Raw genomic sequence first — 26,007 nt, forward strand, 5'->3', positions numbered from 1 at the left:
GGGTGATGTCAGACGAATACACCGTGTACGGCACCTACCCCGCGTACGGGCCCACCCCGCAGGGGGGCCACCCCGGTGGCTACCCCGGCTGGGACGGGGTCCACCCGGGTAATCCGCTCCCGCACGACATGCCGCTGGGGCAGTTCCACCCCATGGGCCAGATGCCCATGAACGGAACAGGCCCTTTCGTCCCCAACGGAGCGGGTCCCTTCGTTCCTGTGGACCCCATGAGCCATATGAGTCCTATGGGCTATGCGCAGCACATGGGGCCTGTGGGGACAGACAGCCTGGCCTCCGGGTGGGACCCCACATGGGACCCGACGGCGGAGCTTCAGCAGATGCTGCGGAACGCCCAGGCGGCCGGGGCGGTGGACAACGGTACGGTCCACCGCCCCGTAGCAGCGGAGGGGTTCTTCGGCTCCGACGGCTTCGGGGGTGCCCAGCACTACCCGGAGTCCATGGGGTACGGGGACGTCGCCGGACCTGCGGAGGGCGTCGGGTCGCCCGGGTCCTTGGAGTTCGAGGAGGGGTTCGAGGACGGGGATGACCCCGAGGGCTCCACCGAGGAGGACGAGGAGGTCTTCGAGACCGAGCCCGCACCCGCCGTACCCCGGCGCAGACGACCGGCCGCGGGCCGTCGCAAGAAGCGGAAGTGGTGGTCGAGCCCCCGCGGACGACGCTTTGTCATCGCGCGGGCGCTCAGCTTCCTCATCGCGGTACTCGCCGCGGTACTCGTCTCGATGGTCAGTGTGTTCGGCGGACTGGTCGCCCTGGAACCGTTGCGGAATGTCGCCGCGGCCCGGACGGCACCCGGTCTGATCGGCTGGTGGCCGCTGTTGGTGTACGGGCCCTGGACGGTGGCGTCGCTGTCGATCCTGCGGGCCGCGCTGCACCGTCGGCGTGCGCTGCACTCGTGGCTGGTGGTTTTGCTTTTCACTGGTGTGGCAACAGTGCTCTGTGTGACCCAAGCGCCGAGAACACTGCCTGACATCGCGGCGGCGGCCCTTCCCTCGTTGGCGGCACTCACCTGCTTTCACCAGCTCGTGCGGCTGATCACCCTGGTCCGCCCGCCGCTGCCGACACCGTCGGCCCGGCACCGGGGCCGGGTTCTGCGCCGCCAGGGCCGCTGCATGGTCGAGTTGTCCGAAACGGAACTACGGAAGGGAAAGTTCCAGGTGTATATGGGGCCGCAGGAGTCCCAGTCCGCCGGGGACAGCGGGAGCGGTGAGAAGGCCGGCTGCACCGGGGCCTCCGGAGCAGCCGGAAGCCTCGGCAACGCAAGGAACGCTGAGCCCACAGTGAACGCCGTGAGCGCTGAGAACGCTGAGAACACCGCCCAGGAGGCGGGGGAGGCCCGTCGGGGCGGTGGCCGGCCCGCGGGGCCGGAGTCTGTCGTCGTCGGCGCGGCGGAGGTCGTGCGCGAGCCGGTCTCCCCGGTGGGCCGGACGGCCCGTCAGGCGCACGCGGGCCAGGCCGTTCCCGCGTCGGCGGTGCGGGTGCACCAGGTGCACCGCGTCACCCCGGCGGAGGGGAAGGTCACCGTCGGCAGCGACCGATGGGTCTCCCGGCGCTGATCCTGCAATGCCCTCCAGAAAGCCCTGGAGGGGGGCTGGGGCGGCGGTAAACCGCCGCCCGGCTCCAGATACCGGGGGTGGGGGTTCAGGCGCTCAGACAGGCGCTGAGAGCTTTTTCGGGGGATCAGGGGTTCGGGGCGCAGAGCAGCGACCGAAGGGCAGCGACTGAGCGACTCTTCGGTCGCTGCTTCAGTCTCAGGACTAAATGCCTGGTCAGAGGGGGTATTCAACCCCAAACAGCGACTGAAGCGACTCAGCGACTGTATCTATAACGTGAATAACGCACGCACACACACATGCAAACGCGCGGGAAATGTCTTATAGACCCGGTCGCTGAGTCGCTTCAGTCGCTGATGGGTCAAAAACAAGGCTCTGACCTGGTACTTTACTCTGAGACTGAAGCAGCGACCGAAAGGGTCAGGGTCGCTGTCGTTGAGTCTCAGTTCAGTCGCTGAGGCCCCCGGACACGCCGGAGGGCTCCCCCGGCCGTGCGCGGGCCGGGAGAGCCCTCGTACTTCAGTCGCTGTTCGGTCGCTGCCCGCGCGAGCCCGCCCCCGGGGGTCCGCCACCCCGCCCGCCGGGCCTCTCGCCGCCTCGCAGGCGGGTCAGCTGATCGGGAGCGTTATCCCCAGCTCGCGCATCGCGGCCGACTCCGGGCCGCCCTCCGACCGCTGGGTCTTGTACCCCTTGATGCCGGGCTTGATGGTCCTCGGGTCCACCGCCTCCGACGGGGCACCCGAGGTGTACAGCCCGTCGGGCCGTCCGTCGCGGTCGTGCGGGAGCAGCCAGAAGACCCTTCTCAGGAAGGTCCCCGAAGCCCTGGACGAGCGCGCCTTGGGGCCGAGGACGGCGTATCCGACCATCCGTCCGTCCCGGTGGTACGCGGGCCTGCCCCGGCGGGTCGGGAGCCGGTCCAGGCTCTGGCGCACATAGTCCAAGGGTTCGATGTCTTCCAGCCACACCAGCTCGACCTCATGGGCCAGCTGTGTGGGCTCGATGAGGGCGCTCATGACATTTCTCCCATTTCGGCGTTAAGCCCGATCCCCGGGTAGAACTTGCGCTGGTTGGACAGAATCATCTCCTTCGGGGAGGAGATGCCGACAGTGTCCCGCACCCGGGCCGCGAAGGCGCGGGAGGTCGCGGGGTTGGCTCCTTCCAACTGACACCAGTCCCTGTAGCTCGCGTAGAGCAAGGTTTGTTCCGCGCGCATCGACGGCCCCACGGTGCAGCACTCGGACAGAAAACGTCCTGTGTGGTCCTCCGTCTCCGCGTACGCGGTCGTGGCGGTACGCACCCGCTCGGGCCCCGTCAGGTCCCGTGGACCTGTGAGATACCGCCGGGAGCCCTCCACCAACCAGTTCAGGATGCCCGGGCCTTCCTCCGTTACCAAGACATCTGCGAGGTTGTCCACCTTGCGGTCGTCGTCCACGACCCGTTCGAACGGGAGCAGCTTCATGCGCCGCCAGAACGCGTAGCCGCCGGTCCCGACCTCCGGGCGGTGGTTGCCCAGCAGCCAGAGCTTGTGCGTGGGACCGAAGCTGAAGAAGTCCTGCCGCATCCGGCGGGCCTTGATCCGGTCGCCGCCGGTGAGCAGCTTGACGCGGGCCTCGTCGAAGCGGTCGCCGGGCTTCAGCTCCGAGCACACGATGATGCGGCGGCCGTGCAGCTCGGCGAGGTCCGTGGGGTGTCCCTCGAACGGGCGGGCCATGAGGAAGCCCGGAGGCGCGGCGTCCGCGTAGTCGCCCAGCAGCTTGACCATGACGTCGAGCAGCACGCTCTTGCCGTTCTTGCCCTGTCCGTAGAGGAACGGCAGCACCTGGGCGCCGACATCGCCGGTGATCGAGTACCCCAGCAGCTCATGCAGGAAGTCGATCATCTCCTCGCCCTCGGCGTCGTCGCCGAAGCAGTCCGCGAGGAAACGCTTCCAGCGCGGCGTCGCCCGGGGACGGGCGGCCACGCTGGTGGAGCGGGAGTGGTAGTGCTTCTCCGGGTCCGGAGGGGTCACCGCCCCCGTGGTGAGGTCGATGACCCCCTCGGGGGTGCACAGCGCGTACGGGTCGGCGTCCAGCATCGAGGGGCTGAGCACCATGCCGGGCGCGGCCTTCGCCTGTGCCAGCATCGCCTTGATCCCGGCCGTGGACAGGGCCCGGCGCCGGTGGCGGCGCAGCGCGCTGTCCGTGAACCGGCCCCGGATGTCGGTCTCGGCGAGCATTTCGGCCATCTCGCCGGCCGCCCACATCACACCGTCGTCCTCGTCGAGGTCCCAGCGGTACTTGTTCCACCGGTACCAGCCGAGGCCGGGGACATGCCGGAAGTCCCGCCCGTACAGCGAGACGAACAGCTTGGCGTTGCCGCGGTCGCTGAGGCTGTCGGGGAGCACGCCGTGCTCGCTGGCGGCGGCGGGGGCGTCCGGTCCGGGGGCGGCCTGTGCGGGGACGCCGCCGGGGGAGCCCAGGATGATCTGACGGGCGACCTCGACCGGGTCGAACAGGCCCGCCTGCGGCTGCGCCGGGTCCCGCACGGACCCCACGGCGGAATCCCCGGCCGTGCGGGCCGGGGCCCGGGTTGCCTCCGTGGACCCTTGAGAGGTGGGGGCGTCGTTCACCTGCGTTCTCCCAAGTCGAGTGGCCGCCTGCTGCCCGCGCTCATACCGCTGCGGATGATCGCGAGACAACGGCGCTCCTGTCCCGGGCGGGCGTGCATGGCGGCGGCGAGCAGCGCGGCCTCGGCGGCGTCAGCGGCCATCCGTCCGGCACCCACCAGTCCACCGGCGGTGAAGGCGGCGCGGTTGAGCTTCTCGGTGAAGCCCGCGCCCTGGGGGACCGCCGCGCACTCCGTCACGGCGGTCAGGACGGTGGCGAGCACCCGGGCCGCCGAGTCCCGGCCACCGCGCGCCGCGTTCACGGCGGCCCAGGCCCGGGACGGTACGGGGGTCGCGGTGCGCGGGTGCGGTGGTACGGGCCGGTGCCCGGTGCGTTCCAGCTCGGCGGCGAGCCAGTCGGGCAGCGGCGCGGGCCGCCGCACGGGCCCACAGGCGGTGTACCGGCCGGATGCGGTACGGGTCCCCGGCGCGATGATGTAACCGCCGTGGGCGCGGACGTCGACCTGCCAGGCCAGTGCGCGGTTCACACCGGAGCCGGTCGAGCAGCGCCACTCCTGCCCGGGGCGGGCGGTGTACCAGAGATGGAGTCCTCCTGACGGGGTGCGCACCCGGAGGGTGGACTCGTCCTGGCTGGGGTCGGGACGGCCGCGCAGCGCCGCGAGCACGGCAAGGCTGTGGAAGCCGTGGCGGAGCCCGTCGAGACAGACGGACTCGGGGATGTGGATTCCCGGCAGCAGCCGGTCCGGGGTGGGCAGTGGGGCGGGGTGGGCGTCCACGTCGATGACGACGAGTCCGGCCGGGCCACAGGCCACGCCGACGCCGAAACGGGGCTGTCGGGTCCACCACGCGGTGATAAGGGCGGGGTCGGTGGTGGCGGCGTGGAAGCCGTGGCACCAGCGCCCGGCGGGGATGCAGTCGCACTCCTGCGGCGGGTGCGGCCGGTCCCTGCAATCGCCGCAGTTGGGCGCCGGGGTCTTGCGTCCCGGGGCCAGGGGGTGCACAGGCCAGCCCTGGGCGGCGCACCACAACGCGGTCTCCAGCGGGCTCGCCCACGGTGCGGCCGAGGTGGTACCCGACTCGCCCAGGGCTGAGTCGCTGTTAGGAATCCCCAGGTCAGGGGGCATCGAGGTTCCTTTCAGCGACTGAAGCGACTCAACTTCACAGATATGTTCAGCACAGGCTAACCGACCGCCTTCCGCGGTTCCGGCAGGTTCCCGGAACGGCGGGGCGGCGAAGGCGTCCCGGGGGACCCGGAAACGTGCCCTGGCGCGTACAACGAGGAAGCCCGGACGGGGAGACGGTCCGTGCGGCAGATGATCAGACCGGCGGTGCGCAGGGGCCCTCCGTGCGCCGTGCGGGGGACGGCGCGCCGCCGCAGGGCCGGTTGCCGAGGGCCTCTCCGGAGCCGGGGACGGGGCTGTTCGCGGCTGTGGGAACGGGGCCCCGGCAGCCGCTGGGCGGACGGCGGTCACTGATGACGGGCATGCCTTGTGTCCCCCGGGCGTGCGTGGTCGACCCCGCGGCAGCCGCAGGGCAAGGCGGTGCGGTGCGACGACCGGGCGCGGTCTCTGCCCGATGGCGATCTTCCCTGCTGCGTGGCGCGGCTCCGCCCGGGCCGGGCGGTAATTCCCTTAAAATAAAACCCATTCGTTTTCTTTGTCGAGGGACCCGCCCGCACGGCGTGGCAAGCACCCTCCACCGAGGAGCACGACGAAACGGGGCGTTCCGTTCCGTGGCGGGGGCGATTTCCACCCGCTCGTCCGGGCGTGTCGTCAGCCGGTGGGGATCTCGGCCTCCCCGGGCGCGCCGGACACACCGGCCAGCGCCAGCCGCCAGGCGTCCGCCAGCCGGTCCACGGCCTTCGCGTCCCGGGGAAGCCCCCGCGACTGGGCCTCGGCGCCCGCCGTCAGAAACTCGACCAGGGTGATGACGTCCGACGGCCGGATGCCCGGCCGGAGCTGCCCGTCCGCGTGCGCCCGGGCCAGCAGCTCCCGCACGTCGGGGAGCCAGATCTCCGACCAGCAGCCGGGCTCCGCCGTCCCGCTGCCCGCCCGCTCCCGGGCCAGCCGCAGCGCGCAGCGCACGGGGATCTCCTCCTCCAGCAGCCGGGCCAGCTCCAGGGTCAGTTCGACAACGGTCTCCAGCGGGGGCCCCGGGCGGGTCGTCAGCCGCCGCAGCGCTGCCCGGGTCAGGGCGTGGCCCTCGCGGATGACGGCGTCGGCCAGGTCGCCCTTGGTGGAGAAGTGGAACGTGAGCGCGCCGAGCGAGATGCCCGCGGCGCGGCTCACCCTGACGAGGGATGTGCCGTCGTATCCGTCGCGGTCGAACAGCGTGGCCGCCGACCGTATGAGCGCCGCGCGCGTCCGCACCGCCCGATCCTGCTTTGGCATGCCTTGCTCCCGAGGGGATCTTCCGGCGGCCGGACCGTCCGTCGGCGGAAAAAGCCTACGGGCAGGGCGGGCCCGGCAGGGCGCGGTCCGCCGGGCGGGCCCACGCGGTGACAGGGCCTCAGCGGCGGTGTTCCAACGGTGGTGCTCCAGCGGCGGTGTTTCAACGGTCGTGTTTCAACGGTGGTGCTCCAGCGGCGGGGAGAAGCGGCGGTGGGAGGTGGCGGTGCGGTGGGGGAGAGGGGCAGTGGACGCGGACGGGCCGGTTCCGTGGCAGGGGGATGTCTGCCGACGGAACCGGCCCATGGCGAAAACCGCGGGGCAGGCCCGGGTGTGCGGCTAGGAGGCGGAACTCCTCAGCTGGTTGAGCCGCGCCTCCAGGCCGTCGAGAATCCGGTCCAGGCCGTAGCCGAAGTTCTGCTCGCGCAACGCGGTCGGATCTTTGTCCCGATTGGTGGCGTATGTCTGCTGGAGCCGTGGGTGGTCCCGCGTGGCCTGCTCGGCGGCGGGCCACAGCCGCCGAGCCCAGTCCTGCTCGCTCTGACCGCTGCGCGCCAGCATCGTCAGCCACGCGGCCTCGCTCGTGGTCATGCCGGTGACGTACGCGAAGACCATGCGCACCGCGTTGTCCGCCTCGTCCAGGGGGAAGCCCGCGGACTCGAACATCGCGAGCATCCGGTCCGAGAGCCGCAGCATGTTGGGCCCCAGATAGGCGACGCCCATCTCGCCGAGGACCGACACGATCCACGGGTGGTCGAGGAACATCGACCGGATGCCGTGCGCGCGCAGCGTCGCCTTCGCCCGCCAGTCGGGCGCCCGGTCGGCGTCCGCCACGTCCAGTTCGCCGTAGACCTCGTCGACGACCAGCTCGATCAGCTCGTCCTTGTTGGCGACATGGCGGTAGAGCGAGGTGGCTCCGGCGCCGAGCCGGGTGCCGAGCTTGCGCATGCTCAGGGCGTCGATGCCTTCGGCGTCCAGCAGCCGGACGGCCTCGGACACGATCTGCTCACGGCTCAGGGCCGGCTGCTCCCGCCGGGTCCGGGGGCGGGCCCACACCGATGGGATCTGCTGGGAGTCGACGGGCATTGGACCTCCTCTTCTCCTCCCCACCGTAGCGCACGCCATACGCATTCAGCGTACACAGTCAAAATATGCGAACAGTGTTCGCACTCTCGGTACGGTGTTCACGCGCTGCCGCGTCACGACGGCGGACGGAGCGGCGGCCCGCGAGCAGTTCCCCCTAAAGCGTTCCTTGAGCCACCCCTACAGCGGCCCTCAGGCGCGCGCCCCGAGGCTCGACCTGAGCGACAGCGTTCGAGAGGACGCGGCGAAGAGGACGTGAGCGCAGACGCGAGCGCGGGCGCAGTGAGAAGCCGAGCGAGAAGAGGGCGGACGTGACCATCGACCCCACCAGCGGCCTGGCAGTGTCGGTCCTGCTCTCGCTCGTCTCCGCCGTCGCCTACGCGGGCGGCGCGATCGTCCAGGAGCGCGTGGCCGCCACCTCTCCCGAAGGACTCGCCGCCGCGCTGCGCACCCCCGGCTGGTGGACGGCGAACGGGCTGAACGGCATCGGCGCCCTGCTCCATGTGGTCGCGCTGGCCTACGGACCGCTCAGCGTCGTCCAGCCGCTCGGCGCGCTCACCATCGTCTTCGCCCTCCCGCTGGTGGCCCTCTCCGCGGGACGGCGGCCCGGGGCCGCGGCCCGGCGGGGCGCGGCGATGGCGACCGCGGGCCTGGCCGGACTGCTCGCGCTGACCGGCTCGGCGGGTACCGGCTCCCTCGCCACCGCCGACCGGCTGCCGCTGGCCTGCGCCTCGTTCGCCGCCGTGGCCGCCCTGGCCGCCGCCGCCCGTGCCGCCCGCCGCCACCCGGTGGTCCGGAGCGCGCTGTTCGCCTGCGCCGCGGGTGCGGCGTACGGCGTCAGCTCCGTCTTCACCAAGGCGGCGGCGGTCGACTGGGCGGCGGGGGAGACGGCCGGGGCGCTCCTCGCCGGGGTCGTGATACTCGGCCTCGCGGCGGCCGGGACGGTGGCCTCCCAAACCTCCTACCGGGGCGCGGGTCTGGCGGCGCCGCTGGCGGTGGTGACCGTGGTCAACCCCGTGGTGGCGGCCGGTATCGGGATGGCGTTCTTCGGCGAGAGCTTCCGGTACGGGGCACTGGGCCCGGTCCTCGCGCTGGGTGCCGGAGCGGTGGTGGCGGGCGGTCTGGCCCTGCTGACACGGGAGCGGGTCCGCTCGGCGCGGGGCCCGGAACCGACGCTCCGTCCGGTGCCGGTGCCGGTGCCGGTGTCTGTGCCGGTCCGGGTGCCCGTGCCGGTGCCGGTCCGGGTTTCGGTTTCGGTTCCCGCTGTGGTCATCGGCTCCACGGCGGTGCCCTCCGGGCCGGTCCCGGTCCCGGCACAGGTGCCCCTGCACTCGCCGGTCCTGCCGGTGCTCGCCTCCCGCCCTCCCGCCGCCCGGCCCGTTCCGCGGACGGCGGCCCCGACCGCCTTCCGGGCCCGGGTCGTCCCGCCCGCCGGTGCCGATCAGCGTTCCGCTCACGGCCGGGCCGCCGTGGTCCGTCCGGCGGCCGTCCGTCCGGTGAACGCCCGTGCGGAGGTGGCCCGTTCGGCGGACAGGCGCCCGGCGGGTGGGCGCCCGGTCCTCGCCCGTACGGCGCGCTTCGGTCCGCCCGTTCGACCGGATCTTCCCGTCCGGCAGGGGCCGCCGTTCGGCCAGGGAAAACCAGGGCCCGGGTTTTCTCGACTTGGCGGTAGATTTCGGCCTGCCGTTGATCTCTCCCGCCCATCGTGAAAAGCTGCGATGGCAGAGAGTGATCATATATAACATATAGTGACGAGTGCTGTCATTCAGACCCTTCGGTTTCTTTTCTGCGCCGGGCGGCGGCGGTAAGGAGGTGCCTCATGGCGCGGCAGGAGCGAGCCATCCGGACGCGGAGGAAGATCCTGGTCGTGGCTGCCAGCGTCTTCGACCAGGTGGGCTACGAGGCGGCGACCATCTCCGACATCCTCGACCAGTCGGGGCTGACCAAGGGGGCGCTCTACTTCCACTTCGGTTCGAAGGAGGAGTTGGCCCAAGCGGTCCTCGCGGAGCAGGTCGCGGCCCTGCCGCCGGTCCCTCCGCAGGGCCTCAAGCTCCAGGAGGCGATCGATGAGGGCATGCTCCTCGCCCATCTCCTCACCGGGGAGCACGGTGACCCGATCATCCAGGGGAGCATCCGGCTCACCGTGGACCAGGGCTCCTCCAAGGACAATCTCGACCGGCGGGTGCCGATGCAGGGCTGGATCGATCACAGCCTCGGGCTGTTCAGCGAGGCGCGGAAGAACGGGGAGGTCCTGCCCCACGCCGATCTGGACAGCGTCTCCCGGCTCTTCGCCGGCTGTTACACCGGAGTCCAGGTGCTGTCGCGGATCATGACGGACCGCCAGGACCTGGCCGAGCGGATGTCCGACATGTATCGGAATCTGATGCCCGCGCTGGCCGTCCCCTCCGTGCTGGCGCGGCTGGACTTCTCGACGGACCGGGGGGCGCTCGTGTACGAGCGGGTCATGCGAGCGAGCCAGGAGCAGGACGAGGGCGCCGGGTACACGGTCGGTGTGTGAGGAATCCGGGGTCATGCATGGGGCCATTCGGGTGGCGTGGGCCCTGTCAGCGGGCCTGGAGCGGCCTTCGCCCCGTACGGTGGAATGCCGCTCACCGGCGGGCGGTGGCCCGTCCGTTGTCGTCGTCACGGCGGTACGGGCCGCCGCGTCCGGGTGCGGCGTGGCCGCGGCATGGCCGAGGCCCGGCTCCCGGGAAGGGAGCCGGGCCGTTCACCGGATGGGCCGTTCACCGGGTTGGTTGCTCGTCGGGTTGGTCGGTCGTCGGGTGGCTGCTCGTCGAGTGAGGTCGTCCGCCGGATGATCAGGTACGGCTGCCCTGGGTGTCCCACATCGCCTTGACGTACTCACCGAAGTACGAGCTGCGGTTCCAGCCCTCGTTCACCAGGGTGCTCACCACACCGTTGACATGGCCGAGCCCCGATGCGACCGGGTTGCGCAGCCAGGGGGCACCGCCGCCCCGCATCGCGCACCGGATCTCCACCCGCCGGTCCGGGGCGCCGACGGGGGAGGCGGTTCCCGGGCAGGACCGCTGGGTCCGAGCGGTGTCGTGGTCGTACGAGTACCCGGTGACCGTCACCCTCTGCCGGTGGTCCTGGTTCCAGCTCAGCCCGTTTCCGCCGGTGACATCGATCAGCTTGCGCCCGTTGAGGGGGTGGGTGGTCACCATGGCGATGTCGTACTGGAGATCGCCCCTGGCCACCCACTCGCTGAACGCGCGGAACTCCTTCGCCTGGAAGGTGCCGTGGGGCCGGGTCCCCGAGTGGAAGGCCGGAACATAGACCCAGTTCCGTACGTACCGCCCCGGGGTGCCGTTGGTGCCGCCCTCGTTGACGCAGTGCGCCGCGGTGATGACGAGCTGTTTTGACGGGCTGCCGAGCGCGGAGGCCGAGCAGAAGTAGTTCTTGCTGTCGGCGGGGCTGGTGTAGAAGACCTTGCCGACGCCGCTCGTGTCCGCCTGGACGCCGTCTCGCACACCGCTGTCGCGTGTGTGCTGCGCGGGTGGGACGGGTGGCGTGCTGCCGGGTTTCCCGGTCGGTTCCTGCCGTCCGGGGGAGACGGCCGAGATGTCGTCCGCCGTCGTCCGGGCCCTGGCGGGGAGGGCCTTCGCCATTCGCTCGGACGTCCAGTACCGCTCCAGCGCGGTGATGGAGGACGCGGAGGCGATGCGGGTGCCGTCCAGCAGCAGGGCGGCAGCCGCCTCGGTCGCTGCCGCCGTCCCGGTCGTGGCCGCGGTTGTGGCCGCGGCGGTGGCGGTGGCTGCGACCGGCGGACCGGCCTCCGTGCCGCCCCCCGCCTGCGCGAGGCCGCCGGAGCCGAGGGCCAGGGCGAGTGCCGCGGCGGGGAGGAGAGTGCGTCTGACGGGGGTGTGTCTGGTACGGCGCACGAGCGGTCCCTTTCCGGGAGGGGGCTTGGGGAGACGGCGGTGAGGGACGCGGGGTGCGCTGAGTGATCGCGTTGACCGACGTTCTCCTGTGCGGAAGAAGTCAATGAATTCCGACGGGGTCAAGCAGCCTCACTTCTCGCCAGTGGCAGGGGTGCCGAGGGTCCCCGGACGGCCGGAGAGAGTCGCATACCGGTCGTTGTCCCAGGTCGTGATGGAGCGTCACAACAGCGTCGCCAGGGCGTCACCGGCGGTGTGATCGAGGATCGCGGCGGCGAGCGGGGCGTGCACCTGGCGGGGGAGTGCGTGCCCCAGCCCCGGGACCTCGACGACCCGGGCACCCCGGATCACCTGGGCGATGTGGTGGGCGTGCGGCGGCGGGAACACGGGTTCGGCCGGACCGGAGATCGAGAGTGTGGGGACGTCGGCCCGTGCGAGTCGCTCCGTACGGTCCATGCCGGAGGGGTCGGCCCGGCGGTGCGCGGTGCCGGGGCGGTGGTGCCCGGTGTGCTCGACGATCACCCGTTCCCGGGCCCGGACGGCGTCCTCGTCGAAGGGGAGCTGATCGCCGTTCAGCACCCGCCAGTGCTCGACCCGCCGGTCGAGCTCGGCCGTGAGCCCCTCCTCCGGGACGGGGCGGGACCACAGCTCCAGCACCCGGGGGTCGATCCCGGGCAGCGCGCCGGGCGGGGTCCGCGTCCCGTCCGGACGGGTGTACGGGGTGGAACTGAGCGCGCAGGTGCCGATCAGGGTGGCGCTGAGCAGCCGCTCGGGGCGGTCGGCGACGAGGAGTTGGGCGAGCATGCCGCCCAGGGACATGCCCACGATGTGCGCACGTTCCACACCGAGGCCGTCCAGGACCGCGACGGCGTCCTGTGCCAGCGCGGTCACGGGGTAGGGCCGTTCCTCGAACGACCAGGTGGAGCGGCCCGTGTCGCGATGGTCGTAACGGATCACGCGATGGCGGGTGGCGAGCAGGTCCACGAACTCCTCCGGCCAGCCGAGGCCGGGCGCCTGCGCCCCCATGATCAGCAGCAGCGGGGAGGCGTCGGGGTCGCCGCGCTCCTCGGTCCACAGGCGGATGCCGGGTGCCGCGTCGACGAAGCGTTCCATGGGTGCTCCTCGGGTCGGGGGGCGTCGGGTTCTCCACCCCCACTGGCAAGACGAGACGTATCGTATCGCATGAGAGGTGGGTGGCGCCGCTGTGCCGCTGGGGCCCGCGTTACCGTGGCACCCATGAACGCCGAGCACACCGAGCACAGCAAGCACGCTGAGAACGCCGACGTCGACGACACCGAGAACGACGTCGACACCGGGCGCACCGCCTGGACCACCCGCCCCGAGACCGCTGACGACATCCCCGCCGTACGCGCGATCAACCTCGCCGCGTTCCCCACCGCGCTGGAAGCCGACCTCGTCGAAGCGCTCCGCGCGGACCGTGAGGCGTGGATCGACGGACTGTCGCTGCTCGCCGTGGCCCCCGACGGCCGGGCCGCCGGACACGCGCTGCTCACCCGCTGCCGCGTCGGCACGGAACCGGCGCTCGCCCTCGCCCCCTGCGCGGTCCTCCCCGAGTACCAGGGACAGGGCGCCGGTACGGCCGCCGTGCGCGCCGCCCTGGACGCGGCCCGCGCGCTCGGCGAGAACACCGTGGTCGTCCTCGGACATCCCGGCTACTACCCGCGGTTCGGGTTCGCCCCGGCGTCCGGCTTCGGCATCCGCGCCCCGTTCGACGTACCGGACGAGGCGATGATGGCGCTCACGCTCGATCCCGGGCGCCCCGCGGCGACGGGCACCATCCAGTACCCCGCCGCGTTCGGCGTCTGACACCGGGTCCGGGCCGCGTTCGGCGTCTGGCACCGGGTCCGCGCGACCCGCGGGACGCCTATCACGCGCCGATAGCGGTGCCGGGCCCGGGCGGACTCCGACGCGCACCCCTGTGGCGCGTCGAAGCCCGCCCCGGCCGTTCGCGTCGGCTTTCCCCCGATACCGCGGCCACCTCCGCGTTCCAGCGCCCTGCCACGTTGTCCGGTAACTCCGTTCCCCGCTGTTCGGACAATGTCCGCGCGCGGTTCGATGCCGGAGAGGAGCAGGCAGGAGCAGCCAGGGCGGCAGCGAAGCCGACCGGGGAGGAGCGGGCCGATGGCGGGGCGTCGAGAGCGGCCACTGGACCCGGAGGCGGGGCCGGTGGAACGGTTCGCCTGCGGGCTGCGGGAGTTACGGGCGGCGGCGGGCGGGCCGACCTACCGCGAGATGGCACACGTCGCCGGGTACTCGGCGAGCACACTGGCCGCGGCCGCCGCGGGCGATCAGTTGCCGTCGCTTCCGGTGGCGCTCGCGTACACGTCCGTGTGCGGGGGCGGAACGGAGGAGTGGGCGGCCCTGTGGCACGAGACCGCCGTCGCGGTCGAACGGCAGCAGGTGGTCCGCGTCGCCGACGACCCCGACACGACCCGGCCGCCGTACCGGGGACTCGTCCGGTACGAGCCGGGGGACCGGGATCTGTTCTTCGGCCGGGAGCAGACGCTCGGACGGCTCGTCGAACTGGTCCGCGCGCACCGGCTGGTGATCCTCACCGGCGCCTCCGGCAGCGGCAAGTCCTCGCTGCTGCGCGCCGGGCTGCTGCCCGCTCTGCGACCGTACCCGGAGAACGGGGCAACGGGGCGCAGCGCGCCGATCGGCCAGGGGCACGGCGGTGCGGCCGGTCCGGTGCGGAGCGGGACGGCCGGTCCGGTGCCGGGCGGGGTCGTCGGTCCGGTGCCGCGCGGGACGGTCGGTCCGGTGCGCTGCGCGGCGGTCCGGGTCCTCACCCCCGGGCCCCGTCCGGCCGCCGCCCACGCCCCCGCCTTCGTCCCGCCGCCCGCAGGGTCCGGGGACGCCTTCGTGATCGTGGACCAGTTCGAACAGGTCTTCACCTTGTGCGACGACCCGGCCGAGCGGGCGCGGTTCCTCCGGCTGCTGCTGGCGGCCCGGGAGCCCGGCAGCCGACTGCGGGTCGTCGTCGCCGTCCGGGCCGACTTCTACGGCCGCTGCACGGAACACCCCGGCCTGGTCGAGGCGGTGCGCGAGGCGCATCTGCCCATCGGCCCGATGACCCCGGCCGAGCTGCGACGGGCGGTCGTGGGCCCGGCCAGGTCCGCACGGCTCGTGGTCGAACGCGATCTGGCCGCGCGGATCGTCGAGGAGACGGCCGCCGAGCCGGGTGGTCTGCCGCTGATGTCGCACGCGCTGCTGGAGGTGTGGCACCGCCGCAGGGGCCGGACGCTCACCCTCGCCGCGTACGAGGCCGTCGGCGGCATCCACGGCGCCGTCGCCGACACCGCCGAACACACCTACCAGCGGCTCACCCCCGAGCAGGCCCGGCACGCCCGCCGTATCCTCCTCCGGCTCATCACCCCCGGCCAGGGCGCTCCCGACACCCGCCGCCCCGCGCCCCGCGCCGAGCTGGAGACCGCCGACGGCGCGGCGGCGGTGTGCGAACACCTCAGCCGTGCCCGGCTGATCACCCTCGACGACGACACCGCCGACCTCGCGCACGACGCCCTCATCACCGCCTGGCCGCGGCTGCGCGACTGGGTCGACGAGGAACGCGCGCGGCTCGTCGTCCACTGTCGGCTCACCGCCGACGCCGCGACCTGGGCCGGACGCCACCAGGACCCCGGGGCGCTGTACCGCGGCACCCGCCTCGCGACCGCGCGGGAGGCGTTCCCCCCTCCCCATGAGGGGCTGACCGCCGCCGAACGCGCCTTCCTCACCGCCGCGATCACCGCCGCGACCACCGTCCGGCGTGACGAGGAGCGCGCCCGTGATCGCGTCGTCCGCCGCCTCCGGCGTTCCGCCGCAGCCCGCGCGGCCCTCCTCGCGCTCGTGCTGCTCGCGCTCGTGCCGCTCGCGGGTGTGATCGCCTGGTAGGGAGCCGTGCCCGTGTTCGTGCTCGTGCTCGTGTTCGTGACCGTGAGCAGCCGTATCCGTGTCCCTCTCGCCGGCCGACCGTTGCAGGACGGGGGACGGGGGACGGGGGACGGGGGACGGGGGACGGGGGACGGGGGACGGGGGACAGGGGACAGGGGACAGGGGACAGGGAGCCGCGGCCGGGGAGCCGCGGCCGGGGAGGCATACTCCGGCACGGTGCCGGGGAACTCGCCCCGGGGTACCCGTCCGACGCGTCGTCGCCCCCCCGGACGACCGGACGAACCGGCCCCCGGCCGGGGGAGTGAACCGGCCGCGCGGAGGGAAGGTGACCCTTCGTCCTCCCGCGCGCGGCGCCCGCCGGAGCGTCCTCCGGTGCGGGGACGGGGCACATCCCCTGCCCCTGGAGGTGCCTTCGGGGTCCTGCCCGGTCCGGGCGGGCCGGGAGGAGAGTCGTACCGCTGTGCAACCACCATTGAGGGGGTGCTCGTGCGCGCGCAGGACAGTGGCAAGGAGCGGGACCGGGGGACCGGACCGGCGGGGCCCCGGCCCCGATCGCCCCGGGTGCCCGGGTGGGCGGCCCAAGTCCTCGCGCTCCAGCGGCTGGCCGGGAACGCGGCCGTCTCGCGCGCACTCGCCGAGGCCCGGCACCAGCACGGCCCCGGGTGCGGGCACGCGAATCCCCCGGTGCAGCGCGACGCGGACACCGATCTGCACGAGCACGGTCCGGGATGCCGCCACGGGGAGACGCCCGCGCAGCGCCGGGTGCCGCCGGACGAGGCGGTCGCCACCCTTGGCAGGCACGCGGCGGCCGACCACGGCGCCGTGGCGTACACGGCCGATTCGCTCATCGTGGGCGTCCAGCGTGCCGCGGAGCCGTCCGCCGTGTGGATCCAGCGGACACCGGGCAACACCCCCGCGGCCCCGGCTGCGGCTCCGGCCCCACCGCAGCCGCAGGTCGGGCTGCCGCCGGACCTCAATGCCGTACTCGGCAGGGAGATCCCGGACTACTGGAACGACCTGGTGTGGAACGACAGCGGACGGGGCTACCACACGGCCTCCGTGCCCCAGGGCCACCGGGTGTGGAGCGCCGTCGAGGAGTACACCCGGCTCTCCCAGGAACACATGCCCGTCACCGCGCCGAAGGGCGAGGCGACCCGGATGGCCGAGTCCCGGAAGCGGCTCGCCGACCCGGCGATCACCGATGAGCAGCGGGCGTCCCACACCCGTCGGCTCCAGGAGGGCAAGCCCGGCGGTCCGCCCCCGCCGAGCAGCGCTTTCATGGACATCGTGGACATCGTCGTATGCGCCAACCCCGAGCTGTGGGAGAAGTACACGACCAACCGGCAGCTGTACCACCAGTCGCTGATCTCCCACAGTGAGCGGGGACTGGAGGCGTCGGGGAAGGACCGCAGCGAGCTGATTCCCTGGTCCACCGGGCGTCGGCCCAACCTCGGCGGTGCGGCGTCGACCTCGGTCCGGCCCGGTTTCGAACGCCCCGGCCAGCTGCCGCCGGGCGTCCCCCAGGACGCCGGGGAGGCGTTCCTCTGGCACGGCACCGGCACCGGCATCATGGACCTGATCGACGAGCACGGGCCGGCGCCCGAGCTGGGCCGGAACAGGGGCACCGAGGACAAGCCCCGATACGGTGTGCTGGGCCAGGGCACCTACGTCGCCGACAACTCCTCCAAGGCACAGACGTACTTCGCCTGTCCCCGGTGCGAGGACCCCGAGTGCACGGACGTGACGCACCCGCCCCGGCAGTTGATGCTGATGCGGGGCCTCATCGGCTCACCCAACTTCGCGCACTACGGGAACAACCGGCGGGGTGAGGACCACAAGACGATGAAGGACGGCCGCACCTCCGTGATGAGCCCCGGCTTCAAGAAGAACCCGACCCTGTTCGGCGCGACAGGGACCAACGAATTCCTGATCAAGGACAAGTCGCTGCTCTACCCGGAGATCCGTGTCCACTACCGGCGGCCCGCGACATGACCGCGGGCCGCACACACCGATGACGCTCGGGCTGAGTGCCCGCGCCCCCGGTACCGCCCCGGGTACCGCCCCCGGTACTGCTTCCTGACCGGCCGGGGGCGTCAGATCACCGGTCCGTCAGGACGTCAGATCCGCATGGCCTTCTCGTGGAAGGGGCAGGCGTCGGCCGCGCCGGAGGCAAGGGCGGCACCCGCGGTGGAGGCGGTGCGCGCGCCACCGGGAGTCGTCTCGCCCATCTGGATGAGGATCTCGTCCGACAGCAGGTCCTGCTGCCCCTTCAGCGCGTCGGCGACCTTCGCGTCCACGGGGAAGACCATTTCGGCGGCGATGTTGTCCTGGACGATCCGGGCGAGGTTGTCCAGCGCGACGAAGATCGGGTCCTTGGGCGGCTCGACGGCCGGCAGGTCGATCAGATGGGTGGCCACCTTGGCCGGGTTCATGCACGGCTTGATGATGATCGAGTTCTGGTTGAGGACGGACGTCGTCCACTGCGAGAGCACCACGCAGTAGAGGTCCTTCCACTCCGTCTCACCGATCTTGGCCCGCCACCGCTTCATGACGTCCTGCACACCGGCGATCTGCGCCGCCGACGCGTGCTTCATGTTGGTGCGGATGTTCGGGTACACGCTGCCGGAGAAGTCCTCGAACGACTTCATGTCGAAGGACTTGGCGAGGGTGGAGTCGTCGATGAACTTGAGCGCGGCGTTCAGCAGCGCCGTGCAGCCCGCCGCCATGTCCGCGGGTATGTTCGCGCTCTTGATGTGGTCGCGGGCGGTGAGCAGGGACGCGGCGTACCCCTGGAGCGGGGTGATCCAGCCGGTGGTGCTGTTGCCCTTGAACGCGACCATCCGCAGATCGTGCGGATCGATGCGGCTCGCGTTGGGGAGGTTCGGAACCTGGCTGCTCAGATACGGGGCGATGACCGAGAAGATACCGAGCGGAACGTGGCTGATGGACTTCGCCAGTTCAAAGGTCTCGGAGACGGGGTTCTCCGTCGTCAGCGTTCCCTTGTGGACCAGGGTGAACCTGCCGCCCTTGGCGTCGTTCTGCACGACGACCACGGGGCTCAGATGCTTGATCAGGTCGGCCTTGAGCGCGGCGTAGTTCAGTCTCATCTCTCTGTTCACCGAGAGCATCGAGTCTCTCGCCTCGCGCTCCGTGACCGGCTGGATGCCGGACGGGGCCGCCGAGGCGGGCGAAGCCTGGGCGGCGAGGAAGGAAGCGGCGCCTACGGCGGAGGCGGCACCGATGAAACCGCGGCGGGTAGCCATGATCTGTATCTCCGTCTGAATCGGGGATGGAGGTGTTCTGTCATTCCGTGGGGGAGGTGAGAGGTGTTCACTCGGTCACTCCGTGGGGGGGAGGGGGAGAGGTGGGGGGACCGGCACTGCGCGGGCCGGTGGGAGCTGTCCCGTACGTGGACGGCGGGACCGGCCCGGGCGCAGGTCGAGGAGGGGCGGTCGTCGGACCGTGAGGGTGTCGTCGGACCGTGGGGGTGGGGGAGGGGCGGACCGTGGGGGTGGTCCGGCCGAAGTCAGGCCAGACCAGACCAGACAAGGTCTGACCAGGCCAGACATGGTCAGGTCAGGTCAGGCATGGTCAGGTCAGGTCAGACCAGGGACTCCTGGGACGGGACGACCACCCCGTAGAGGTCCGCGACGGTCGCGAGCGCGCCGTGGTGGATCTGATGTGCGGTCAGCTCGACGCCCGCCGACGACAGGGGCCGGGTCGCACAGGCGTCGGCGACGACGGTGGGCCGGTTCCCGTGCAGGAACGCGCCCTGCGTCGTGAACAGCACACACATGTGCGTCATAAACCCGACGACGATGACGTCCTTGTTCCCGGCCGCGTCGACGAGGCTGCCCAGGTCGGTGTCCACGAACGCGTTCGGGACCTGCTTGACGACGATGGGCTCGTCCCCGACCGGTGCCACGAGCGGGTGGATCTCCCCGATCTCCGCGCGGATGTCGTACGGGGTGCCCTCGCCGCCGTCGTTGACCACGTGGATGACCTCGGCACCCGCCGCCCGGGCCCGGCCCAGCAGCGCGGCGGCGGATTCGAGCGCCTGCTGCCAGCCCTCCAGCTCCATCACACCGGTGGTGTAGGTGTTCTGGAAGTCGACCAGGATCAGGGTCGAGTCGGCAAGCGACGCAGGCGTCTCATCGAAGCCGTTGAGCGCGCGCAGGGTCGTCGTAGCCATGGGAGTACCACCTCAGGGTGTGTGTGCCGGATGCAGGGCAGGCAGGGCAGGCAGGCCGACCGGACGTGGGCCGGATTGATGCCAAATGTGTCGCTGATGTGAAGCTCACCCCCGCGGTGAGCTGCGATTAAAAAAACTACGGCCCGTGAAGAGGTGTTAACAATGTCATCTAGCATGCAGATCCGGACATGCCGTTCCAGCCAGCCGTATGCCTGGGACACCCCTGACCCCTGACCCCGCGTCATACCCGGCCGTCGGCTTCCGGTCTGGGGCCCCTGGCTCCGACCTTGCCGCCGCCCTGGCTGTGACCCGACCCTGACCTGCGGAGACTTCATGAGCACCGTCAGACGACTCATCGTGATCGTCCTCTTCGAGGGCGTCGATCTGCTCGACGTCACCGGACCGCCCGAGGTGTTCGCCCTCGTCCAGCGGGAGACGGAGGACGCGACCGGCTACGAGGTCGTCCTGGCCGCCGAGACCATGGCCCCCGTCACCACGTCCGCCGGGGTGCGCATCCTTCCCGACGCCACCTTCGAGGAACTGGCCGTACGGGCCATCGACACGCTGCTGGTGCCCGGTTCGGTCGAGGTCGACAACGAACGCCGGGTCCACGCGCTCACCGACCCGACCGTGGTCGCCTGGGTGCGGAAGCTCGCCGAGCGGACCCGCAGGGTCACGTCCGTCTGTGTGGGGGCGCATATCCTCGCCGCCGCCGGGCTGCTCGACGGCAAGCGCGCCACCACCCACTGGTCGACGGCGGAACAGCTCGCCGCCGACCACCCGGAGGTCGAGGTGGACGCCGACCCCATCTTCATCCGCGAGGGCAATGTGTGGACCGGCGCGGGGATCAGCGCCTGTCTCGATCTGTCGCTCGCCCTGGTGGCCGACGACTTCGGCGAGACCACGGCGCTGCGCGTGGCCCGTCAGCTCGTGATGTATCTGAAACGGCCCAGTGGGCAGAGCCAGTTCAGCGTTCCGCTGGAGCCCGTCTCCGCGACCCGGCGCGTGGAGGAGCTGCGGCACTACGTCACGCGCAACATCGGCGAACAGCTCACCGCCGCGGACCTCGCCGCGCACGCCCATGTCAGCGAGCGGCAGCTCAACCGGATCTTCAAGGCCGAGCTGGGCATGACGCCGAGCGCCTATATCGAGTCGGCGCGCGTGGAGATGGCGCGCAATCAGTTGGAGTCGACGGACGTCACTCTGGACCGCATCGTGTCCACCTGCGGATTCGGTACGACGGACACCCTCATCCGGGCGTTCCGGCGCAGGCTGGGCACGACGCCGACGGAGTACCGGCTCCGCTTCAGGGTCGGGCCGGTCACCGGGATCTCCGAGGCGTGGCCCCGGGCCTACGAGGTGTCCGAGGTGTAGGAGGCGCCTGAGATTTGGGGGTGCCTGAAGGCTCAGGGGGTGCCCGAGGTGCCCGAGGTGCCCTCGGTGTCCGAGGGGCGCAGTGCGCGGGCCAGCCGGTCGACGGCGGCAGTGTCCACGGAAGCCGTCCCCGTGAGGGTGTCGACCAAGGCCTGCGCGAGGACGGTGGCGGTGCCGATCCGGGTGTCCTCCCGTTCGTCGCCGGTGACCTTCCCGATCACGGCGTCGCGTACCGCCTGCGAGATGTCGAGCCCCCCGAACAGCTCCGGGAAGGACAGCGCCATCAGGCACACCCCCACATTGGCGGAGAGGATGGCCTGACCGGCCAGCTCCGGTGCCGTGCGCAGCCGCCCGGCCGCCCGGCAGCGCTCCAGGGCCGACAGCAGCAGGGCCTGCGCCTCCTTGATCGCCTGCGGCTTGGCGTCCCCGGTGGGGGTGAACATCAGCCGGTACAGATGGGGATGGCCGAGCGCGAACGCGACATGGCTGTCCCAGGCCGTCCGCAGATCCGCCACTGGGTCGTCGGTGAGCGGGTTGCGCCGTTTATTGGCGAGGAAGCGCTGGAAGCCGACATCGGCCACTGCTGTGAGCAGCCCCTGTTTGTCGCCGAACTGGCGGTAGATCTCCGGCATGCCGACTCTGGCCCGGTCACAGATGGCCCGGGTCGAGATCGCCAGGGCGTCCTTGGTGGCGAGCAGTTCCGCGGTGGCTTCCAGGATGCGCTCTCGTGCCGTTGACATGCCGCCAATGATAACAGCGCTAACAGATTAGATTCGGGCTTAAGCGAATAAACCGTGCATATCTCTGAAGCTCTTGTAGCGTCGCTAACGAACTGTGTTAGCTTTGCCAACATCGAGAGGCCGGGTCGCCTCCACAGGTCCTCCACAAGCCTGGCTGTTCCTAGCGAGAGAGCTGGTATTCCCCCATGAGTCGTCCGACGTTCCTCCGTGCCGCCTCCACCGTCGTCGCGGTCACCGCGAGCGTGGCCCTCCTCGCCGCCTGCGGCGGAGAGGACACCAAAGACGAGGCGAAGGCGAAGCCCAACACCGACGCCAAGACCGCCGACACCCAGACCCCCGCGTCGGGGGCCGCCGACTCCTCGTCCGCCGGCGCCGGGGCATTCACCGTGACCCATGTGGGCGGGCCGACCACGATCCTGGAGATCGCGGGCTCGCGCATCCTGATCGACCCGACCTTCGACGCGCCCAAGAAGTACAAGAGCGGCCTGGAGAAGATCCAGGCCCCCGCGTTCGGCACCGACAGGATCGGCAAGATCGACGCCGTGCTCCTCTCCCACCACCAGCACGACGACAACCTCGACGACAAGGGCCGTGACCTGCTCAAGGAGATGCCCGTCGTGCTCTCCACGCCCGGGGCGCGAAAGACCCTCGGCGATCACGTCACCGGTATGAAGGCGTGGGAGGCGCAGGAGCTGAAGACGGCGGGTGGCACCATCAAGATCACCGCGGTGCCCGGTCTGCACGGTCCCGACGGTGTGGACCGCGGCGCGGACGGCGAGGTCACCGGCTTCGTCCTCAGCGGAGAGGGCGTGCCCACCACCTATGTCTCCGGTGACAACGCCTCCGTCAAGGTCGCCAAGGAGGTGGGGGAGCGCGTCACCAAGGAGATCGGCCCCATCGACACGGCCATCCTCTTCGCCGGAGCCGCCCGCACCCCCGCGATCCTCGACAACGCTCCGCTGACTCTCACCTCGAAGAACGCGGCGCAGGTGGCGAAGGACCTCAACCCGCGCAAGGTGGTGCCGGTCCACACCGACAGTTGGAACATCTACTCCGAGGACACCAAGTCCCTGGTCAAGGCGTTCCAGGAGCAGGGCATCGACGACAAGCTGATCGACCTGGCCCCGGCGGGCGAGACGAAGAAGCTGTCGTGAGCGACCGAAGCGACTGAAGCGATCGAAGCACCGCGATAAAGCGGCACCGCGAGGCACCGCGAGGCACCGCGATAGAGAAGCGCCGTGGTGAAGAGCCACCACGGTGAAACCACCGGCGGTGAAACCACCGCGGTGAGGCGGACGTGGTCCGGGGCACCGGCCCGGCCCCGGGCCACACCGAGCATTTCCCCGCCCCGCCGTCCTTGCTCCGCGCCGTCCTTGCTCCGCCCCGCTCCGTAGGCAGAGCAGGGGCGGCAGAGCAGGGGCGGCAGGGCAGGCGCTTATGCAGATCTTATGTTGAATTTTGTCGACAAGAACTGACTTGCGATACTTGTGCGCCCTATGAGGCTATGAGGCATCTCCGGGCCTGACGGATGGAGACACGAGTGAGCAAGGCCAAGAAGGCGGACACCCGGGCGTCCGCGCCGCACACCGCCGACACCCACGAGATGATCCGCGTGCACGGCGCCCGCGAGAACAACCTCCGCGACGTCAGCATCGAGATCCCCAAGCGCCGCCTGACAGTCTTCACCGGCGTCTCCGGCTCCGGCAAGAGCTCACTCGTCTTCGACACGATCGCCGCCGAGTCCCAGCGGCTCGTCAACGAGACCTACAACACCTTCGCACAGGGCTTCATGACGACGCCCGCCCGCCCCGAGGTCGACGTACTCGAAGGACTGACCACCGCCATCGTCGTCGACCAGCAGCGGATGGGCGCCGACCCCCGCTCCACCGTCGGCACCGCCACCGACGCCAACGCGATGCTGCGCATCCTCTTCAGCCGACTCGGCACCCCCCACATCGGCCCGCCCGGAGCGTTCGCGTTCAACGTCCCCTCGGTCCGCGCCAGCGGCGCGATCACGGTCGAACGCGGCTCCGCCAAGACCGTGAAGCAGACCTTCACCCGCACCGGCGGCATGTGCCCGCGCTGCGAGGGCCGGGGCAGCGTCTCCGACATCGACCTCACCCAGCTCTACGACGACTCCAAGTCGATCGCCGAAGGCGCGTTCACCATCCCCGGCTGGAAGTCGGACAACGTCTGGACCGTGGGGCTCTACGCCCAGTCCGGCTTCCTCGACCCGGACAAGCCGATCCGTGAGTTCACCCGCCAGGAAATGCAGGACTTCCTGCACCGCGAGCCGGTCAAGGTGAAGGTCAACGGCGTCAACCTCACCTACGAGGGGCTCATCCCCAAGATCCGCAAGTCCTTCCTGGCCAAGGACAAGGAGGCCATGCAGCCGCATATCCGGGCCTTCGTGGAGCGCGCCGTCACTTTCACCGACTGCCCCGACTGCGAGGGCACCCGGCTCAGCGAAGCGGCCCGTTCCTCCCGGATCGACGGAATCAACATCGCCGACGCCTGCGCCATGCAGATCAGCGATCTCGCCGCCTGGGCCGGCGGCCTCGCCGAGCCCTCCGTGGCGCCGCTGCTCACGGCCCTGCGGGAGACGCTCGACTCGTTCGTGGAGATCGGCCTCGGCTATCTCTCCCTCGACCGCTCGTCCGGCACCCTCTCCGGCGGCGAGGCGCAGCGCGTCAAGATGATCCGCCACCTCGGCTCCGCGCTCACCGACGTCACCTATGTCTTCGACGAGCCCACCACGGGTCTGCACCCGCACGACATCCAGCGGATGAACGAGCTGCTGCTGCGGCTGCGCGACAAGGGCAACACCGTGCTGGTCGTCGAGCACAAGCCGGAGACGATCGCGATCGCGGACCATGTCGTCGACCTCGGCCCCGGCGCCGGTACGGCGGGCGGCTCGGTCTGCTTCGAGGGCACCGTCGAGGGCCTGCGGGCCGCCGACACCGCCACCGGCCGTCACTTCGACGACCGCGCCGCCCTCAAGAAGACCGTGCGGAAGCCCACCGGAACCCTGGAGATCCGCGGCGCGGCGACGCACAACCTGCGCGATGTCGATGTGGATATTCCGCTCGGGGTGCTCACCGTCGTCACCGGTGTCGCGGGCTCCGGAAAGAGTTCCCTGGTCCACGGCTCCCTGATGAACGGCTCGCCGGGTGCTCGGCCGGACCCGGACGGCGCGGGGGTGGTCTCGATCGACCAGAGCGCGATCCGTGGCTCGCGCCGGTCCAACCCGGCCACGTACACCGGGCTGCTCGACCCGATCCGCAAGGCGTTCGCGAAGGCCAGCGGGGCGAAGCCGGCCCTGTTCAGCGCCAACTCGGAAGGCGCCTGCCCCGCCTGCAAGGGCGCCGGGGTCATCTACACCGATCTCGCGATCATGGCGGGTGTCTCGACCCCCTGCGAGGAGTGCGAGGGCAAGCGCTACCAGGCGTCGGTGCTGGAGCACCGCCTCGGGGGCCGCGACATCAGCGAGGTGCTGGCGATGTCGGTGACCGAGGCGGCGGAGTTCTTCGCCACCGGTGAGGCGCGGACGCCCGCCGCCCATCGCATCCTCGGCCGCCTCGCGGATGTCGGGCTCGGCTATCTCACCCTCGGACAGCCGCTCACCACCCTCTCCGGCGGCGAGCGGCAGCGGCTCAAGCTGGCGACCCACATGGCCGAGAAGGGCGGCGTCTACATCCTCGACGAGCCGACCACCGGTCTGCACCTCGCCGACGTCGAGCAGCTTCTCGGCCTTCTCGACCGGCTGGTCGACTCCGGCAAGTCGGTGATCGTGGTCGAACACCACCAGGCCGTCATGGCCCACGCCGACTGGATCGTCGACCTCGGCCCCGGCGCGGGCCACGACGGCGGCCGGATCGTCTTCGAGGGCACCCCCGCCGCCCTTGTCGCCGCCCGTTCCACCCTCACCGGCGAGCACCTGGCGGCGTACGTCGACGCCTGAGCGTTCTCGGGGCCGCTCCCTCTCCGGGGCCCCCGCTCCCTCTCTCAGGGCTGACCTCTCTCAGGGCTGACCGCTCTCCGGGCCTGGCCGCCGGGGCTCGCCGCCCCGGCGGGACGCGCCTCCGGGGCCGGGGCCGCCTTCCCGCGCGGCGGGTCGTTCCGGCCCCGGCGGGAGGGCGGACACCGGCCTGGCGGGAGGGCGGACACCGTCCTGGCCGAATATGTCCATCACGTAAGGGATTTGCTCAACGTCGCCGCATCGTCCGGTCCCTGGTTGACGAGAA

At 71.3% G+C, this 26,007-nt stretch carries 19 protein-coding genes; 9 read left to right on the top strand and 10 right to left on the bottom strand.

Going from position 1 to position 26,007, the window contains the following annotated elements:
* The first annotated feature begins 5 nt into the window (after positions 1 to 5).
* Positions 6 to 1,574 carry a DUF2637 domain-containing protein gene (locus CRV15_RS38000; RefSeq protein ID WP_372461444.1) on the top strand — a complete coding sequence of 523 codons (1,569 nt, stop codon included), beginning with the start codon at positions 6 to 8 and terminating at the stop codon, positions 1,572 to 1,574.
* Between the two features lie 605 nt (positions 1,575 to 2,179).
* Here CRV15_RS38000 and CRV15_RS32380 read toward each other — a convergent pair.
* The 5 genes from CRV15_RS32380 to CRV15_RS32400 form a co-directional block, all read right to left on the bottom strand.
* The gene (locus CRV15_RS32380) at positions 2,180 to 2,584 is read right to left on the bottom strand and encodes a DUF6009 family protein (protein ID WP_003963345.1); all 405 of its coding nucleotides are present in this window, start codon (positions 2,582 to 2,584) and stop codon (positions 2,180 to 2,182) included.
* Entirely contained in the window at positions 2,581 to 4,104 is a 1,524-nt protein-coding gene (locus CRV15_RS32385) for a DNA primase family protein (protein WP_009999359.1), read from the bottom strand. Before CRV15_RS32385 ends, CRV15_RS32380 begins: the two co-directional genes overlap by 4 nt.
* A gap of 71 nt (positions 4,105 to 4,175) precedes the next feature.
* Positions 4,176 to 5,300 carry a bifunctional DNA primase/polymerase gene (locus CRV15_RS32390; protein WP_003963347.1) on the bottom strand — a complete coding sequence of 375 codons (1,125 nt, stop codon included), beginning with the start codon at positions 5,298 to 5,300 and terminating at the stop codon, positions 4,176 to 4,178.
* 648 nt (positions 5,301 to 5,948) lie between these two features.
* Positions 5,949 to 6,566, bottom strand: a complete 618-nt coding sequence (locus CRV15_RS32395; RefSeq protein ID WP_003963348.1) for a ScbR family autoregulator-binding transcription factor — start codon at positions 6,564 to 6,566, stop codon at positions 5,949 to 5,951.
* A 336-nt stretch (positions 6,567 to 6,902) separates the two neighbouring features.
* The gene (locus CRV15_RS32400; RefSeq protein WP_003963349.1) at positions 6,903 to 7,649 is read right to left on the bottom strand and encodes a TetR/AcrR family transcriptional regulator; all 747 of its coding nucleotides are present in this window, start codon (positions 7,647 to 7,649) and stop codon (positions 6,903 to 6,905) included.
* A gap of 308 nt (positions 7,650 to 7,957) precedes the next feature.
* Here CRV15_RS32400 and CRV15_RS36160 point away from each other — a divergent pair, with 308 nt between their 5' ends.
* Together CRV15_RS36160 and CRV15_RS32415 are read left to right on the top strand one after the other, a co-directional pair.
* Positions 7,958 to 9,355, top strand: coding sequence for a hypothetical protein (locus CRV15_RS36160; RefSeq protein ID WP_003963350.1), 1,398 nt, complete (start codon positions 7,958 to 7,960; stop codon positions 9,353 to 9,355).
* A 110-nt stretch (positions 9,356 to 9,465) separates the two neighbouring features.
* A complete protein-coding gene (locus CRV15_RS32415; RefSeq protein ID WP_003963351.1) occupies positions 9,466 to 10,164 on the top strand; it encodes a ScbR family autoregulator-binding transcription factor in 699 nt (232 codons plus the stop codon).
* A gap of 301 nt (positions 10,165 to 10,465) precedes the next feature.
* Here CRV15_RS32415 and CRV15_RS32420 read toward each other — a convergent pair whose 3' ends face one another.
* Together CRV15_RS32420 and CRV15_RS32425 are read right to left on the bottom strand one after the other, a co-directional pair.
* Positions 10,466 to 11,548, bottom strand: a complete 1,083-nt coding sequence (locus CRV15_RS32420; RefSeq protein WP_003963352.1) for a trypsin-like serine peptidase — start codon at positions 11,546 to 11,548, stop codon at positions 10,466 to 10,468.
* A gap of 219 nt (positions 11,549 to 11,767) precedes the next feature.
* Positions 11,768 to 12,658, bottom strand: a complete 891-nt coding sequence (locus CRV15_RS32425) for an alpha/beta fold hydrolase (RefSeq protein WP_003963353.1) — start codon at positions 12,656 to 12,658, stop codon at positions 11,768 to 11,770.
* A gap of 123 nt (positions 12,659 to 12,781) precedes the next feature.
* On the opposite strand from CRV15_RS32425, the gene CRV15_RS32430 reads away from it, so the two are divergent.
* The 3 genes from CRV15_RS32430 to CRV15_RS32440 all read left to right on the top strand — a co-directional run bounded on the left by CRV15_RS32430 (position 12,782) and on the right by CRV15_RS32440 (position 17,449).
* Positions 12,782 to 13,372 (top strand): GNAT family N-acetyltransferase, encoded by a 591-nt coding sequence (locus CRV15_RS32430; RefSeq protein ID WP_003952829.1) that lies wholly within the window; start codon positions 12,782 to 12,784, stop codon positions 13,370 to 13,372.
* A 315-nt stretch (positions 13,373 to 13,687) separates the two neighbouring features.
* A complete protein-coding gene (locus tag CRV15_RS32435; RefSeq protein WP_438817809.1) occupies positions 13,688 to 15,457 on the top strand; it encodes an nSTAND1 domain-containing NTPase in 1,770 nt (589 codons plus the stop codon).
* A gap of 480 nt (positions 15,458 to 15,937) precedes the next feature.
* Positions 15,938 to 17,449 (top strand): hypothetical protein, encoded by a 1,512-nt coding sequence (locus tag CRV15_RS32440; protein ID WP_009999367.1) that lies wholly within the window; start codon positions 15,938 to 15,940, stop codon positions 17,447 to 17,449.
* Between the two features lie 125 nt (positions 17,450 to 17,574).
* Here CRV15_RS32440 and CRV15_RS32445 read toward each other — a convergent pair whose 3' ends face one another.
* On the bottom strand, positions 17,575 to 18,720 hold the full coding sequence (locus CRV15_RS32445) for a hypothetical protein (protein ID WP_003952833.1): 1,146 nt from the start codon (positions 18,718 to 18,720) through the stop codon (positions 17,575 to 17,577).
* A 338-nt stretch (positions 18,721 to 19,058) separates the two neighbouring features.
* On the bottom strand, positions 19,059 to 19,649 hold the full coding sequence (locus CRV15_RS32450; protein ID WP_003952834.1) for a cysteine hydrolase family protein: 591 nt from the start codon (positions 19,647 to 19,649) through the stop codon (positions 19,059 to 19,061).
* Positions 19,650 to 19,982: 333 nt separating this feature from the next.
* Between CRV15_RS32450 and CRV15_RS32455 the strand changes: the two genes are divergently transcribed.
* Positions 19,983 to 21,023 (top strand): GlxA family transcriptional regulator, encoded by a 1,041-nt coding sequence (locus CRV15_RS32455; protein ID WP_003963355.1) that lies wholly within the window; start codon positions 19,983 to 19,985, stop codon positions 21,021 to 21,023.
* Positions 21,024 to 21,055: 32 nt separating this feature from the next.
* On the opposite strand, the gene CRV15_RS32460 is transcribed toward CRV15_RS32455, so the two are convergent.
* On the bottom strand, positions 21,056 to 21,763 hold the full coding sequence (locus CRV15_RS32460) for a TetR/AcrR family transcriptional regulator (RefSeq protein ID WP_003952836.1): 708 nt from the start codon (positions 21,761 to 21,763) through the stop codon (positions 21,056 to 21,058).
* Positions 21,764 to 21,948: 185 nt separating this feature from the next.
* Between CRV15_RS32460 and CRV15_RS32465 the strand changes: the two genes are divergently transcribed.
* Together CRV15_RS32465 and CRV15_RS32470 are read left to right on the top strand one after the other, a co-directional pair.
* The gene (locus CRV15_RS32465) at positions 21,949 to 22,917 is read left to right on the top strand and encodes an MBL fold metallo-hydrolase (RefSeq protein WP_003963356.1); all 969 of its coding nucleotides are present in this window, start codon (positions 21,949 to 21,951) and stop codon (positions 22,915 to 22,917) included.
* A gap of 374 nt (positions 22,918 to 23,291) precedes the next feature.
* Positions 23,292 to 25,724 (top strand): ATP-binding cassette domain-containing protein, encoded by a 2,433-nt coding sequence (locus tag CRV15_RS32470; protein ID WP_003963357.1) that lies wholly within the window; start codon positions 23,292 to 23,294, stop codon positions 25,722 to 25,724.
* Positions 25,725 to 26,007: the final 283 nt, after the last annotated feature.

The organism is Streptomyces clavuligerus, from assembly GCF_005519465.1.
Classification (GTDB): domain Bacteria; phylum Actinomycetota; class Actinomycetes; order Streptomycetales; family Streptomycetaceae; genus Streptomyces; species Streptomyces clavuligerus.

What these genes read in the sequence shown, in the direction of transcription:
- CRV15_RS32415 (WP_003963351.1), top strand. Translation starts at nt 9,466, where the DNA reads ATGGCGCGGCAGGAGCGAGCCATCCGGACGCGGAGGAAGATCCTGGTC.
- CRV15_RS32450 (WP_003952834.1), bottom strand. Translation starts at nt 19,649, where the DNA reads ATGGCTACGACGACCCTGCGCGCGCTCAACGGCTTCGATGAGACGCCT.
- CRV15_RS32400 (WP_003963349.1), bottom strand. Translation starts at nt 7,649, where the DNA reads ATGCCCGTCGACTCCCAGCAGATCCCATCGGTGTGGGCCCGCCCCCGG.
- CRV15_RS38000 (WP_372461444.1), top strand. Translation starts at nt 6, where the DNA reads ATGTCAGACGAATACACCGTGTACGGCACCTACCCCGCGTACGGGCCC.
- CRV15_RS32465 (WP_003963356.1), top strand. Translation starts at nt 21,949, where the DNA reads ATGAGTCGTCCGACGTTCCTCCGTGCCGCCTCCACCGTCGTCGCGGTC.
- CRV15_RS32380 (WP_003963345.1), bottom strand. Translation starts at nt 2,584, where the DNA reads ATGAGCGCCCTCATCGAGCCCACACAGCTGGCCCATGAGGTCGAGCTG.
- CRV15_RS32425 (WP_003963353.1), bottom strand. Translation starts at nt 12,658, where the DNA reads ATGGAACGCTTCGTCGACGCGGCACCCGGCATCCGCCTGTGGACCGAG.
- CRV15_RS32430 (WP_003952829.1), top strand. Translation starts at nt 12,782, where the DNA reads ATGAACGCCGAGCACACCGAGCACAGCAAGCACGCTGAGAACGCCGAC.
- CRV15_RS32445 (WP_003952833.1), bottom strand. Translation starts at nt 18,720, where the DNA reads ATGGCTACCCGCCGCGGTTTCATCGGTGCCGCCTCCGCCGTAGGCGCC.
- CRV15_RS32470 (WP_003963357.1), top strand. Translation starts at nt 23,292, where the DNA reads ATGGAGACACGAGTGAGCAAGGCCAAGAAGGCGGACACCCGGGCGTCC.
- CRV15_RS32390 (WP_003963347.1), bottom strand. Translation starts at nt 5,300, where the DNA reads ATGCCCCCTGACCTGGGGATTCCTAACAGCGACTCAGCCCTGGGCGAG.
- CRV15_RS32455 (WP_003963355.1), top strand. Translation starts at nt 19,983, where the DNA reads ATGAGCACCGTCAGACGACTCATCGTGATCGTCCTCTTCGAGGGCGTC.
- CRV15_RS32435 (WP_438817809.1), top strand. Translation starts at nt 13,688, where the DNA reads ATGGCGGGGCGTCGAGAGCGGCCACTGGACCCGGAGGCGGGGCCGGTG.
- CRV15_RS32395 (WP_003963348.1), bottom strand. Translation starts at nt 6,566, where the DNA reads ATGCCAAAGCAGGATCGGGCGGTGCGGACGCGCGCGGCGCTCATACGG.
- CRV15_RS32460 (WP_003952836.1), bottom strand. Translation starts at nt 21,763, where the DNA reads ATGTCAACGGCACGAGAGCGCATCCTGGAAGCCACCGCGGAACTGCTC.